The following is a 13,472-nucleotide window of genomic DNA, read 5'->3' on the forward strand; positions in this document are numbered from 1 at the left end:
ACTTCGGGCAGGCGGAATCCGGTCGGTAGGGGCGTTGGCTAGTCTGCACCGGTGACCACCGACCTGACCCTGCTGCCGCGTGTCGCCTATCGCGGACAGGAGGTCACAGCGCCCCGGCTCCGCGGCCTGCTCGCGCTGCTCGCGGGCGACCTGCGTACGGGATGCAGCACCGAGCGGCTGGTGGCGGGGCTGTGGCCGGCCGAATTGCCGGAGCGGCCGGGGAAGGCGGTGCAGGTCCTCGTGTCGAGGGCGCGGACGCAGCTGGGCGCCGACGTCCTGGCGAGCACGCCGACCGGATACCGGCTCGCCCTGGCCGAGGATCAGGTCGACAGTTCCGCCCTGCTGTTGCACGCCGCCGCGGGCGCGGACCGGGCCAGGGCCGGGGACCACGCCGGATCGCTGGCCGCGGCAGAAGCCGGGCTCGCGCTGTGGCGCGGCACCCCCGACGAGGCCGGCGACACCGACGACCCCGTGGCCGCGTTGCGCTCCGAGCGCGCTCCCGTCCGCGGCGCGCTCATACGCGCGCAGGCGCTCGCGCTCGCCCGGCTGGGCCGGCACGCGGAGGCGGCGGGTCCGCTGGCCCTTGCCGCCGCGGAGCATCCGCGCGACGAGGAGCTGCTCGCCGAGCTGCTGCGCGGCGAAGCGGCGAAGGCGGGCCCGTCCGCCGCGCTCACGCGGTACGAGGCGTACCGCCGCGAGCTGCGCGACGAGCTCGGCACGGATCCGGGCGCCGGGCTCAAGGCCGTCCAGCAGGAGCTGCTGCGCGGCGAGGCGCCGGTGGTCAGGCACGGCGTGCCCCACGAGCCGAATCCGCTCCTCGGCAGGGACGAGGACATCGCGGCGGTGGAGCGGCTGCTGCGCCTCTCCCGCGCCGTCACCGTCGTCGGCCCCGGCGGCCTCGGCAAGACCCGGCTCGCGCACGCCGTCAGCCGCCGGGCCGAGCAGCGCGTGGTGTATTTCGTGCCGCTCGCCGGTGTCACGGCGGACGAGGACGTGGCCGCGGAGGTGGCATCCGCGCTCGGCGCGGGCGACGGGCGGCATGCCGCCATCAGCGGCCACTCCCCCGCCGATCCGGTGCCCGGCATCCTCGGCGCGCTGGGCTCCGGGCCCGCGCTGCTGGTCCTCGACAACTGCGAGCAGGTCGTCCGGGGCGCAGCGGCCCTCGTACGGACCCTGGTCTCCTCCTCCGACGACGTGCGGGTGCTCGCCACCAGCCGGGCCCCGCTGGGGCTCACATCGGAGGCGGTGTACGCACTGCCGGAGCTCGGGCCCGACACCTCGGCCGAGCTGTTCACACAGCGGGCCCGGGCCGCCAGGAGCGGGGTGCAGCTGCCGCCGGACGCGGTGGCCGAGCTGTGCGGCCATCTCGACGGGCTACCGCTCGCCGTCGAGCTGGCCGCGGCACGGGTGCGGGTCCTGTCGGTTCCGGAGATCGCCCGGCGCCTCGGCGACCGGTTCGCGCTACTGCGCGGCGGTGCGCGGGACGTGCCGGAGCGTCACCGCACGCTGCACGCGGTCGTGGAGTGGAGCTGGAACCTTCTCGCCGAGGACGCAAGGGCGGCGCTGCGCACGCTGTCCGTCTTCCCCGGCGGCTGCTCGGGCGAGGCGGCGGAGCATGTGCTCGGCGATGACGCGCTGTTTCTGCTGGAGCAGCTGGCCGACCAGTCGCTGATCACCGTCGCCGACACCCCGGCCGGGGTGCGGTTCCGGATGCTGGAGACCGTACGGGAGTTCAGCGCGGCCCGGCGCGCGGAGGCGGGCGAGGACGAGGAGGCCGTCAGCCGATTCCTCGCCTGGGCACGGGACTTCGGGGTCGCCTACCACGACTGGTTCTTCGGCGCGGAACCGCGGGCCGCCTGGGAGCGGATCAGGGACGAGCAGGACAACCTCGTGCCGGCCCTGCGGCACGCCCTGGACCGTACGGACCGCCCCACCATCGCCGCCCTCACCGCCGTCCTCGCCGCCCTGTGGTCCACCGACTCCAGCTTCCACCGCCTCTCCGCCCTCGCCGCGGACACCGGCCCGCCGCTCTCGCACTACTACCCCGAGCCCGAAGATGTCGAAGTCGCCCGCGCCGCTGCGGTGTTGTGCACGGCGGCCCTGTTCATGGGGCACGGCCCGGCCGCCGTACGCCAGCTGGTCACCCTCAGGCGGCTGCCCCCGGCCCCGCCGGACACGCTGCTGCGCGCCATCGCGGTCGTGCTGAGCGCGATACCCGAGATGCTTCCGCCCGACTACGACGTGCTGCGAGGGCTCTGCGACGACGAGCAGCCGCTGGTCGCCGGTGTCGCCGAATGCATCGCCACCTATGTCTGGGAGTTCGGGCACGACATCGACCGCGCGCTCGCCTCGGCCCGCCGGATACTCGCGGAGCTGGCTTCGGCCGACAATCCGTCCATGCAGCTCATGGGGCACTCCCGGCTGAGCGAGCTGTGCTTGCGGACGGGGCGGGGCGAGGAGGCGTACGAGCACCTCAAGGCGGCGCTCGAGGTCGTGCCGCGGCTCGGCGACGGGCACGACTACGTCTTCATCCGTACGAGTCTCGTCCTCGCCTGCCTGCAGCGCGGGGACCCCGACGAGGCCGACTACTGGCTGCGGCAGACGGAGAACGACAACACCCCTGAGCTGGACGCCTTCTACCGGCCCGGCCTCGGCGGGCGAGCCGAGATCGCGCTCGCCCGGGGACTGACGGAGGTCGGGCTCGACCTGTGGCGCGCCGCCGTGGACCGGATGCCCGGGGCCTCCTCGACGCACAGCGGCGACCTCTGGCTGGACCCGTGGGCGGTGCAGATCCAGTCGGCGGCGGTGACGGCGCATGCGCACGCCGCCCGTCTCGAGATGGTCGCGGAGCCGCTCGGCCGGCTGCGCCGAGGGCTGCGGACTCTGCTCGCCGGTCCGTCGGGCTCACCCATGGAGCTCGTTCTGTTCGGGACGGTGCTGCATGCCCTTGGCATGGCGGGACTCGCCTCCGGCGATGCCGATGCCGATGCCGATGCCGATGCCGTACGGATGATCGCGCTGGCCGAACAACTGCGGGTGTTCCGTGAGTTCCCGAGCATGTCGGCGGCCCGGGCCCGGCAGGCGGTCGAAGCCGCCGGGAACGCCGCCGGGGCGGCGTACGCCGACGCGGTGTCGGAGTACGCCGCCCTGGAGCGGGACGAGCTGCGGGAAGCAGCCCGCGAGCTCATCTCGGGTCGCGGTTGAACGACGCGGTCGACCAGCGGTAGCCGAGCGCGGCCAGGCCGATGGACCAGGCGATGGCGAGCCACCCGTTGTGGCCGATCTCGGTGCCGAGCAGCAGACCGCGCAGGGTCTCGATGGCCGGGGTGAAGGGCTGGTACTCGGCGATGGGCTGGAACCAGCCCGGCATCGCGTCGATCGGCGTGAACGCGCTGGAGATGAGCGGGAGCAGGATCAGCGGCATCGCGCTGTTGCTGGCGGCCTCGGCGTTCGGGCTGGCCATACCCATCCCGACGGCGATCCAGGTGAGCGCCAGGGCGAAGAGCACGAGCAGTCCGAATGCCGCGAGCCACTCCAGGGCGGTGGCGTCGGTGGAGCGGAAGCCGATGGCCACCGCCACGGCGCCGACGAGGACCACACTGGCAACCGACTGCAGGACGCTGCCGACAACATGTCCGATCAGCACCGAGCCCCGGTGGATCGCCATCGTGCGGAAGCGGGCGATGATCCCCTCGGACATGTCCGTGGAGACGGACACCGCCGCCCCGATGACCGTGCTGCCGATGGTCATCAGCAGGATGCCCGGGACGACATAGGCGATGTACTCGGATCTGTCGGCTCCGCCGCCGCCGATGCCCGCGCTCATCACCTCGCCGAAGATGTAGACGAACAGCAGCAGCAGCATGACCGGCGTGAGCAGCAGGTTCAGGGTCAGCGACGGATAGCGCCGGGCGTGGAGCAGGTTGCGCCGCAGCATCGTGTTCGAGTCACGGACGGCGAGAGAGAGGGCGCTCATCGGACGGTCTCCTTGGACTGGTTGGGGACGGCGGTGGAGCCGGCAGAGGGGCCGGCGGTGGGGCCGGTCAGGGCGAAGAACACGTCGTCGAGGTCGGGGGTGTGCACGGTCAGCTCGTCCGCCTCGACTCCGGCGGAGTCCAGCCAGTCGAGAATCGAGCGCAGCTCACGCTGGCTGCCGTCGCTCGGGATCTGCAACGACAGCGACTCGTCGTCGCGGGTGACCTCGCGCAGGGCGACGGCGGCCGCCTGATAGGCAGTCGGATCGGTGAAGCGGATCCGGACGTGCCCGCCCGGGATGCGCCGCTTCAGCTCGTCGGCGCTCCCTTCGGCGACGAGCCTCCCGTCGCTCAGGACGGCGATGCGGTCGGCGAGTTCGTCCGCCTCTTCCAGATACTGCGTGGTGAGGAAGACGGTGACGCCGCCGGAGACCAACTCACGGATGATGCCCCACATGTTGTGCCGGGCCCGCGGGTCGAGTCCGGTGGTCGGCTCGTCCAGAAAGATGATCCGCGGGTCACCGACCAGCGTCATGGCGATGTCGAGCCGGCGCTTCATGCCACCGGAGTAGGTGGATGCGGGCTTCTTCGCCGCGTCCGTGAGGTCGAATCGCTCCAGCAACTCGGCTGCGGTACGCCGTCCTTCGGTGCGGGAGAGGTGGTGCAGGTCCGCCATCAGGAGCATGTTCTCCTCGCCGGTGATCAGACCGTCGACAGCGGAGAACTGCCCGGTGACACCGATCGCGGCCCGCACCGCCTGCGGCTCGGCAGCCAGATCGTGGCCGCCGACGTGCAGTTCGCCGCTGTCGGCCGCGATGAGCGTGGAGAGGATCTTCACGGCGGTGGTCTTGCCGGCGCCGTTCGGGCCCAGGAGGGAGAAGATCGTGCCCTGCGGCACGGCCAGGTCGATGCCGTCGAGGACCTTCTTCTCGCCGAAGGCCTTGTGCAGCCCCTTGGCTGCGATGGCGAGTCCGTTCGATGTCGATGTCATGCCGCAGAGCTTGCGGCAGAGCGGGTTCAGCACGGTTTCAGCGCGGTTTCAGCGCCCTGGAACCGCCCGCCCGAGCAACAGCCGCGACGTACGCCGCGGCCTTGTGCCGACCAATTCCTCAGGTCACAGCGGAGACACCTGAGTCTCCGCCGGCCAGAGGCGACCTCTAGGGTGCCCTTCATGTGGTCACAGCAGCCGGGGGACGGCCAGAACCCGTACGCGGGGCAGAACAATCCGTATCAGCAGACGGGCCCCTACGGGCCTCCGCAGCAGGAGCCGTGGGCGGGCTCGCCGACGATGCCGGCCGGTGCGCCGCAGCCGCCTCCTCGTGGCGGCCGTCGTACGTCCACGGTCATCGCTGTCGCTGCCGCTCTCGTCGTGGTCGTCGCCGCCGGAGTGACCGGATTCGTGGTCCTGGGCGGGGACGAGGGAAAGACCGCGGATCCCGGCCCGACGACGTCCGCTTCGGGCAGCCCGGCCGACGACAACCCGCGTGACACGGACGGCCCGAAGCCGGTCGTCGCGGGCTGGAAGGTGGTGGTGAATCCCAAGCGGGGCATCGCCTTCGACGTTCCCCCGCAGTGGGGTCTGAAGGGTCCTGGCTGGGTCAACTACGTTGCCGACGACCGGGATCCGGAGGAGAAGCCCCTCATCGGGATGTCGAGCCCCGCGATGCTCAAGGAGAAGTGGTGCCGGTCCGACGCCGCCATGGACGGCTCTCCCGAGGACACGGCACTCGCGTCGGCGGGCACCCGCGGGGACAGCGGCGCCAAGACCATCGAGGACGCGGCGCGCAGCAGTGTGTCCCTGTGGCTGTACGGCGCGTACACCCAGCCGGACAAGAAGAGCATCAAGGCGGGTGCGGTGGAGCCGTACACCACCGCCTCCGGGATCAAGGGAAGCCTGGCGACGGGCGTGTCCACGGGGGCGCCGAAGAAGGGCAAGTGCGACACCGACGGCAAGGTCACCACCTTCGCCTTCAAGGACCCGGGCGGCGACTTCGTCTCCTGGACCTTCGTGGGCGCGAAGGGTGTGGCGGACGAGGTTCCGGACGCGACGGTGCGGAAGATCCTGGCGACGGTCCGGCTGACTTCGTAGGGGCGTCGGGCCGACACCCGAACAGCGCCGTCGGGCAGCGGTACCTCGTCCGCCCGCATGCCGTGCATCACCGTCCGGATGATGAGCGGTGGTGTCGGTGTGGCCTGCGGGGCTCTAGGCTGGTGGGTGCAGCTGGTTCGCCGTGCCTGCCAGGTACGTGCGTCGCAAGAGGGAACCCGGTGGGAATCCGGGACTGCCCCGCAGCGGTGAGCGGGAACGACCGCCGTCATACGCACTGGGTCCGGTACGGGCCCGGGAAGCGACGGCCAGTAGGTGTCCGCCGGGAGATGTCCGGCAGGCGTGCCCGTGAGTCCGAAGACCTGCCCGCTGTCCGCGCACGACCGATCGTGCGCGGAAATCCCGGTGACCTCGAGGGCGGGTCGGCGTACATACCGACGGGCACATGCGTCACCGACGCATCGCTCCCCCGTCCGGTCTGTGCTCCCTTCGCCTTCACCTTCGCCGGGTGACAGGAAACTCGCGAAGGAGAGTTCAGTGACAGCGAAGCCCGCAGCCGCGGCAGCACGGTCCACCGTCCACGGATACCCCCGTCAGGGGCCGAACCGTGAACTGAAGAAGGCCATCGAGGGCTATTGGAAGGGCCGCGTCTCCGCCGCGGCCCTGGAAGAGACCGCCCGGGACCTGCGTCGTTCGAACTGGCAGCAACTGGCCGAAGCCGGGATCCACGAGGTCCCGACCGGTGACTTCTCGTACTACGACCACGTCCTCGACACGAGCGTGATGGTCGGCGCTCTCCCCTCCCGCCACCGCGCCGCCGTCGAGGCGGACGCCCTGGCCGGGTACTTCGCCATGTCGCGCGGTACCCAGGACGTCGCCCCGCTCGAGATGACCAAGTGGTTCGACACCAACTACCACTACCTCGTACCGGAACTGGGTCCCGGCACCGTCTTCACCGCCGACTCCACCAAGCAGGTCACCGAGTTGAAGGAAGCGCTGGCCCTCGGTCACACGGCCCGGCCGGTGCTGGTCGGCCCGATCACCTACCTTCTGCTGGCCAAGCCCGCCCCCGGCGTGGCGCCCGGTTTCGACCCCCTGACCCTGCTCGACCGGCTGCTGCCGGTGTACGCGGAGGTGCTCGCCGATCTGCGGGCGGCCGGGGCGGACTGGGTGCAGTTGGACGAGCCCGCACTGGTCCAGGACCGCACGCCGGCCGAACTGAACGCCGCCGAACGCGCCTACCGCGACCTCGGCACCCTCACCGACCGGCCCAAGCTGCTGGTGGCCTCGTACTTCGACCGCCTCGGCGAGGCGCTGCCCGTACTCGCCAAGGCTCCCGTGGACGGCCTGGCACTCGACTTCACCGACGCCGCCGCGGCCAATCTCGATGCCCTGGCCGCCGTCGGCGGACTGCCCGGCAAGCGCCTGGTCGCGGGCGTCGTCAACGGGCGCAACATCTGGATCAACGACTTCGAGAAGTCGCTGACGATCCTCGGCACGCTGCTCGGCCTCGCCGACCGGGTCGACGTGGCCTCCTCCTGCTCGCTGCTGCACGTCCCGCTGGACAGTTCCGCGGAACGCGACATCGACCCGCAGATCCACCGGTGGCTCGCCTTCGCCCGGCAGAAGACCTCCGAGATCGTCACCCTGGCCCGGGGTCTCGGCGAGGGAACCGACACCATCGCGGCCGAACTCGCCGCCAACCGCGCCGACCTCGCCTCCCGCGCCGGTTCCGCCCTCACGCGCGACCCGGCGGTGCGGGCCCGGGTTGCCGGGGTGACGGACACCGACGGGCGCCGCTCCCAGCCGTACGCCGAACGCGCCGTGGCGCAGCGTGCCCACCTCGGCCTGCCCCTGCTGCCCACCACCACGATCGGCTCGTTCCCGCAGACCACCGAACTGCGCACCGCACGCGCCGACCTGCGCCGCGGACGGATCGACACCGCGGCCTACGAGGAGCGGATCAAGGCCGAGATCCAGGAGGTGATCGCCTTCCAGGAGAAGACCGGCATCGACGTCCTGGTCCACGGCGAGCCCGAACGCAACGACATGGTGCAGTACTTCGCCGAGCAGCTCACGGGCTACCTCGCCACCCAGCACGGCTGGGTCCAGTCCTACGGCACGCGCTACGTCCGGCCGCCGATCCTCGCGGGCGACATCTCCCGCCCCGAGCCGATGACGGTTCGCTGGACCTCGTACGCGCAGTCCCTGACCGGCCGTCCGGTCAAGGGCATGCTCACCGGCCCCGTCACGATGCTCGCCTGGTCCTTCGTCCGCGACGACCAGCCGCTCGGCGACACCGCGCGCCAGGTCGCCCTCGCCCTCCGCGACGAGGTGAACGACCTGGAGAATGCGGGAAGTTCGGTGATCCAGGTCGACGAGCCGGCCCTGCGGGAGACCCTTCCGCTGCGCTCGGCCGACCATGCGGACTACCTGGCCTGGGCCACGGAGTCCTTCCGACTGGCGACCAGCGGCGTGCGTCCGGACACCCAGATCCACACCCATATGTGCTACGCCGAGTTCGGCGACATCGTGCAGGCCATCGACGACCTCGACGCCGACGTGATCAGCCTGGAGGCCGCTCGCTCGCACATGCAGGTGGCGCGTGAACTCGCCGAGCACGGATACCCGCGCGAAGCCGGTCCCGGTGTGTACGACATCCACTCACCGCGCATCCCCGGTGTCTCCGAGGCGGCAGACCTGCTCCGCAAGGGCCTTCAGGCCATCCCGGCCGAGCGCCTGTGGGTCAACCCCGACTGCGGCCTCAAGACGCGCGACTGGCCGGAGACCCGTGCGTCCCTCGAGAACCTCGTCGCCGCGGCACGCGAGGTGAGGTCGGAACTGCCCGCCTCCTGAGGCGGTGCGGGGTGGGGAGGAACCGCCGTTCCTCCCCACCCTGTCGGCTTCTTTCCTACTCCGCGATGAGCGCGACGAACTGCCAGGCCCACACGAGGTGGACCAGAACGCAGGTGCCCCAAGCGGTGTTTCCCCGGATCCCGTTCTGCCGCACCGCGGCCCATCCGGCGGCCAGCAGCAGCGCGGAGGCCACGCACAGGGCCCAGGACAGGGCGAGCCACGGCGTGGACGGCTCGGTCAGCAGCCTGAGCAGCGCCAGCGGGGCCAGCGCCAGCAGAGGCCGGGCCCATGTGCTGTCGTTCGCTCGGCGCGTGGTCTTGATGTCGGTCACAGGTCCCCCCGGACTCGTTCCCCCGGTTGTTGTGTCGCGCCCCTCGTGGTCACGGAGGTCTCGACCATGTCCGGCACCTGTGTGGTCCGGGCGCCGAGCACGCAGGGGACTTTACCTTCGCATTGATCACTTGGCTACGGCCGAATGGCCCTGGGACAGACGAGGTTGGCGTATCGCGGGCCAGGTTCTGCAGATGTGCTTCCCGGTGGGCGTTTTGCGCGGAAGCCCTCCTGCGGGCTCCCCTTCGCCATCGCGATCCTCAACGCCTGTGACTTCGGTGGATCGCCGCGCCCGGCCACCCACCCCGCGTACGCGCGAGCAGTTGCCGAAGTCGCTCGCCGACAGTGACAGGCTGGTTCTGGGCAGCCACTTCCTGTCGCCGCCAGCCGGCCCGGTCGTCCCGTTCCCCCACCACTACCCATGGAGGACAAGCATGACGGTGAACAAACCGCCGGTCACTCTGGACGACGTCCGGGACGCCGCCGCTCGTATCGAGGGCGTCGCACACCGCACCCCTGTGGTGCACTCGCGGACGCTGGACGCGCTCGTCGGCGCCGAGGTCTTCCTCAAGTGCGAGAACTTCCAGCGCATCGGCGCCTTCAAGTTCCGGGGTGCGTACAACGCCGCCTCGCGCCTGACGCCCGATCAGCTCTCCCGCGGCATCGCCGCGTACTCCTCGGGCAACCATGCCCAGGCGGTCGCCCTCGCGGCGCGGGAATTGGGCACCACGGCGGTGATCCTCATGCCGGAGGACACCCCTCAGTCCAAGACCGACGCCGCCGTCGGCTACGGCGCGGAGATCGTCACCTACGACCGCTACACCGGCGACCGGGTCGCCATCGGCAACGCCCTGGCCGCCGAGCGCGGCCTCGCGCTCGTCCCGCCCTACGAGCATCCCCATGTCATCGCCGGACAGGGCACCGCAGCCCTGGAGTTGATGGACGAGGTGGGCGAACTCGGCGCCCTGGTGGTGCCGGTCGGCGGCGGCGGACTGATCGCGGGCAGTGCGACCGCGGCGAAGGGCGTGCATCCACGGACCCGCGTCATCGGGGTCGAACCGGAGGCCGGGGACGACACCAAGCGGTCCCTGGAGGCGGGCACACGGGTCGCCGTTCCCGTACCGCGCACGATCGCCGACGGCCAGGCGGCGGAGACACCGGGCGAGCTGACGTTCTCCGTCAACCGGCGCCTCGTCGACGGGATCGCCCTTGTCAGCGACGACGAGATCCGTGAGGCGATGCGGTTCGCCTTCGAACGCCTGAAGATCGTCCTCGAACCCAGCGGCGCGACTGCCCTGGCGGCCCTGCTGGCAGGTGCGGTGGACCGCCTGCCGGGCCGCGTCGGCCTGATCCTCTCCGGGGGCAACATCAGCACACGTCGCTTCGCGGAACTCTGCGCGAGCTGAACGGGGCGGGTCGGCGGACGGCCATGGCCTCGTGCGCGTTCGGTAGCCGGCCGGCCACGCCGGTGATGCGTCCGACCGCGCCAAGATTTTTTCGCGCAGGATGTCGAAAACGAGGGCCCTGGCTACGACCTGTCCGTGAGAGCCACAGACACCGAAGGAGACAACGCCATGAGCAAGATCGTCACCGGCGCCACGATGTCCCTCGACGGCTACATCGCCGGCCCCGGAGAGAGCGGCTTCGACCTGCTGTTCCAGTGGTACGGCAACGGCGACGTCGAGATCCCGTCCGCCAGTCCCGATGTGCCGCCGATCCGCGTCTCCGCCGCGAGCGCGGGGCTGGTCAAGCCGGAGTGGGAGAGCACCGGTGCACTCGTCGTCGGGCGGTACCTCTACGACATGACGAACGCCTGGGGCGGGCGCCACCCGATGGACGTGACCACCGTCGTGCTCACCCACCAGCGCCCTGACGACCGCCCCGAGGACGACGAGAACTTCGTCTTCGTCACCGAGGGCATCGAGGCCGCGGTGACCAGGGCGAAGGAGGTGGCAGGGGACAAGAACGTCGTCGTCAACGGTGGGCAGATGGCGCGGCAGTGCCTGGAGGCCGGGCTGCTCGACGAGGTCGGCGTCGAGCTCGTACCGGTCGTCCTGGGCGGCGGGAAGACGCTGTTCGGCGAACTCGGCGCCACGCCGGTGGAGTTCGAGGGCCCCGTCGCGGTCGTCGAAGGCACCGGCGTCACCCACTTGCGGTACCGGGTGAAGAAGTAGGGCGACGGTGGTCGCCCAGCGGCCAGCCGGTTCGGCGCTGTGCCCGGCACAGCGCCGTACGCGCGCCCGCTCGACGCGACGAGGCGCCGACACTCGGATACCGTTGTTCGCACGACGTGCCCATCCCGGTCGCCCTTCGCTGCCGACCTCCTCTCCGTCGCTCCCTTGCACGTCTGCTGCTGGTTCGCGGCGTGACATCCGGCGTTCCGCCCGGGGGCCGAGTTCCGCGGAAGCGCCGGGTTCAGGACCAGCGCGAAAGGAACGGACATGCCCTTCGTCACCGCCAAGGACGGCACAGAGATCTACTACAAGGACTGGGGGGCGGGCCAGCCTGTCGTCTTCTCCCACGGCTGGCCTCTCACCGCCGATGCGTGGGACCCGCAGCTGAAGCTGATGGCGGAGAACGGCTTCCGTGCCATCGCTCACGACCGGCGTGGCGGCGGACGCTCCGGCCAGCCCTGGGACGGGAACAACCTCGACACGTACGCCGACGACCTGGCGGCGGTCATCGAGGGCCTGGACCTGCAGAACGTCATCCTGGTCGGCCATTCGACCGGCGGCGGCGAGGTCACGCGCTACGTCGGCCGGCACGGCACGGGCCGCGTCGCCAAGGTGGTGCTGCTCGGAGCGATCCCCCCGCTGATGCTCAAGACGGAGGCGAACCCCGAAGGCCTCCCGGTCGACGTCTTCGACGAGATCCGGGCGGGTGTGGCGACGGACCGCTCCCAGTTCTACAAGGATCTCAGTGCCACCTTCTTCGGCGCCAACCGTGACGGCTCGACCGTGACGCAGGGGACCCGTGACGCGTTCTGGCTCTGGTCGATGACGGTGGGTATCAAGGGTGCCTACGACTGTGTGAAGGCGTTCTCCGAGACCGACACGACCGAGGATCTCAAGAAGATCGACGTCCCCACGCTGATCGTCCACGGCGACGACGACCAGATCGTTCCGATCGTGGCCTCGGGCGAGAAGTCGTCCAAGATCGTCAAGGACGCGGTCTACAAGGTCTACGAGGGCGCACCTCACGGCCTGGCGATGGTCCCCAAGTACGCCGAGCGGTTCAACGCCGACCTCCTCGACTTCGCGCGCGGCTGAGGCAGGCACGCGCCCGAGCGGGACCAGGTGAGGGCGGGATATCGCACCACCCGTGTCGGACGTGTCCGCCCTGCCGCCCTGACGATGGGCTGGAGTGTGTCCCATGCCGTCCGTCTTCCTCATCAGCGGAGCCTCCCGAGGTCTGGGGCGCGAGATCGTCCGCGCGGCGGCGCAGGCCGGCCACCAGGTCGTGGCCGGCCTGCGCAACCCGCGGGCTCTGGATGATCTGGTGGCCGAGTTCGGCGACCGGATCGCGGTCGCACCTCTCGACGTCACCGACGCGGCCCAGGCGAAGGCTGCCGTGCGCACCGCCCTCGACCGGTTCGGCAGACTCGATGTGCTGGTGAACAACGCCGGATACGCCAACATCGCCTCCGTCGAGGATGTCGACTTCGACGACTTCTCGGCACAGGTGGACACCAACCTCTTCGGCGTCGTGCGGCTTACTCAGGCCGCGCTGCCGGTCATGCGCGAGCAGCGATCGGGCCACATCGTCCAGGTGTCGTCGGTCGGCGGCCGCCTGGCGACCCCGGGACTTGCCGCGTACCAGAGCGCCAAGTGGGCGGTGGGCGGCTTCTCCTGGGTCCTCGCCAAGGAGGTCGCGCCGCTGGGCATCAAGGTCACCGTGCTGGAGCCGGGCGGGATGGCGACCGACTGGTCGGGGTCGTCCATGAAGGTGGCACCGATACGGCCCGAGTACGCCGACACCGTGGGCGCCTCGGCGGCCATGCACAACACGGACACGCTGACTGCCAGCGACCCGGCGAAAGTGGCCCGCCTTCTCCTCGACGTCGTGGCCATGGACGATCCGCCCTTGCGTCTTCTCGTCGGCGCGGACGCCTTCCGCTATGCGACGGCCGCCGCACGCGAGCAACTCGCCGCGGATGAGAGCCGGCGCGTCCTGAGCGAGTCCACCAGCGCCGACGACGCGACGGCGGCCCAGTTGGACCCCCTGGGCCACGGCGAGAGCTGACGCCCGACTTCCGGGAACTCCCC

The 13,472-nt window shown here is 70.9% G+C and carries 10 protein-coding genes and 1 riboswitch; of the genes, 7 read left to right on the forward strand and 3 right to left on the reverse strand.

The genetic code is table 11. The annotated features are described in order from the left end of the window. Positions 1-51: 51 nt before the first annotated feature. A complete protein-coding gene (locus ACQPWZ_RS03415; protein ID WP_433570573.1) occupies positions 52-3,204 on the forward strand; it encodes an ATP-binding protein in 3,153 nt (1,050 codons plus the stop codon). Here ACQPWZ_RS03415 and ACQPWZ_RS03420 read toward each other — a convergent pair. Both ACQPWZ_RS03420 and ACQPWZ_RS03425 read right to left on the reverse strand, forming a co-directional pair. Continuing rightward, positions 3,185-3,976 (reverse strand): ABC transporter permease, encoded by a 792-nt coding sequence (locus ACQPWZ_RS03420; RefSeq protein WP_356706536.1) that lies wholly within the window; start codon positions 3,974-3,976, stop codon positions 3,185-3,187. The genes ACQPWZ_RS03415 and ACQPWZ_RS03420 overlap by 20 nt on opposite strands. Then, positions 3,973-4,965: an ATP-binding cassette domain-containing protein gene (locus ACQPWZ_RS03425; RefSeq protein ID WP_433570574.1), complete on the reverse strand. Its 993-nt coding sequence runs from the start codon at positions 4,963-4,965 to the stop codon at positions 3,973-3,975. The genes ACQPWZ_RS03420 and ACQPWZ_RS03425 overlap by 4 nt, the downstream gene beginning before the upstream one ends. A 180-nt stretch (positions 4,966-5,145) precedes the next feature. Between ACQPWZ_RS03425 and ACQPWZ_RS03430 the strand changes: the two genes are divergently transcribed. Beyond that, the gene (locus tag ACQPWZ_RS03430; protein ID WP_433570575.1) at positions 5,146-6,063 is read left to right on the forward strand and encodes a hypothetical protein; all 918 of its coding nucleotides are present in this window, start codon (positions 5,146-5,148) and stop codon (positions 6,061-6,063) included. Between the two features lie 116 nt (positions 6,064-6,179). Next, positions 6,180-6,405: riboswitch (cobalamin riboswitch) on the forward strand. A gap of 153 nt (positions 6,406-6,558) precedes the next feature. Then, a complete protein-coding gene (gene metE / locus ACQPWZ_RS03435) occupies positions 6,559-8,877 on the forward strand; it encodes a 5-methyltetrahydropteroyltriglutamate--homocysteine S-methyltransferase (RefSeq protein WP_433570576.1) in 2,319 nt (772 codons plus the stop codon). A 55-nt stretch (positions 8,878-8,932) separates the two neighbouring features. Here the strand turns inward: metE and ACQPWZ_RS03440 are convergent, their stop codons facing one another. Beyond that, positions 8,933-9,208, reverse strand: a complete 276-nt coding sequence (locus ACQPWZ_RS03440; RefSeq protein ID WP_356702939.1) for a hypothetical protein — start codon at positions 9,206-9,208, stop codon at positions 8,933-8,935. A 433-nt stretch (positions 9,209-9,641) separates the two neighbouring features. Here ACQPWZ_RS03440 and ACQPWZ_RS03445 point away from each other — a divergent pair, with 433 nt between their 5' ends. From ACQPWZ_RS03445 to ACQPWZ_RS03460, 4 genes are all read left to right on the forward strand, one after another. Continuing rightward, on the forward strand, positions 9,642-10,613 hold the full coding sequence (locus ACQPWZ_RS03445; RefSeq protein WP_433570577.1) for a pyridoxal-phosphate dependent enzyme: 972 nt from the start codon (positions 9,642-9,644) through the stop codon (positions 10,611-10,613). A gap of 168 nt (positions 10,614-10,781) precedes the next feature. Beyond that, complete coding sequence (locus ACQPWZ_RS03450; protein WP_340471635.1) at positions 10,782-11,381, forward strand: dihydrofolate reductase family protein; 600 nt, start codon at positions 10,782-10,784, stop codon at positions 11,379-11,381. A gap of 267 nt (positions 11,382-11,648) precedes the next feature. Beyond that, positions 11,649-12,476, forward strand: coding sequence for an alpha/beta fold hydrolase (locus tag ACQPWZ_RS03455; protein WP_433570578.1), 828 nt, complete (start codon positions 11,649-11,651; stop codon positions 12,474-12,476). 103 nt (positions 12,477-12,579) lie between these two features. Continuing rightward, positions 12,580-13,449 carry an SDR family NAD(P)-dependent oxidoreductase gene (locus ACQPWZ_RS03460; protein ID WP_433570579.1) on the forward strand — a complete coding sequence of 290 codons (870 nt, stop codon included), beginning with the start codon at positions 12,580-12,582 and terminating at the stop codon, positions 13,447-13,449. Positions 13,450-13,472 lie beyond the last annotated feature (23 nt).

Source organism: Streptomyces sp. CA-251247 (assembly GCF_050952975.1).
Lineage (GTDB): Bacteria > Actinomycetota > Actinomycetes > Streptomycetales > Streptomycetaceae > Streptomyces > Streptomyces achmelvichensis.

Bases quoted from the DNA above. Each gene is read 5' to 3' on its own strand.
- ACQPWZ_RS03420 (WP_356706536.1), bottom strand. From the start codon at position 3,976: ATGAGCGCCCTCTCTCTCGCCGTCCGTGACTCGAACACGATGCTGCGG.
- ACQPWZ_RS03460 (WP_433570579.1), top strand. From the start codon at position 12,580: ATGCCGTCCGTCTTCCTCATCAGCGGAGCCTCCCGAGGTCTGGGGCGC.
- ACQPWZ_RS03450 (WP_340471635.1), top strand. From the start codon at position 10,782: ATGAGCAAGATCGTCACCGGCGCCACGATGTCCCTCGACGGCTACATC.
- ACQPWZ_RS03425 (WP_433570574.1), bottom strand. From the start codon at position 4,965: ATGACATCGACATCGAACGGACTCGCCATCGCAGCCAAGGGGCTGCAC.
- ACQPWZ_RS03445 (WP_433570577.1), top strand. From the start codon at position 9,642: ATGACGGTGAACAAACCGCCGGTCACTCTGGACGACGTCCGGGACGCC.
- ACQPWZ_RS03430 (WP_433570575.1), top strand. From the start codon at position 5,146: ATGTGGTCACAGCAGCCGGGGGACGGCCAGAACCCGTACGCGGGGCAG.
- ACQPWZ_RS03455 (WP_433570578.1), top strand. From the start codon at position 11,649: ATGCCCTTCGTCACCGCCAAGGACGGCACAGAGATCTACTACAAGGAC.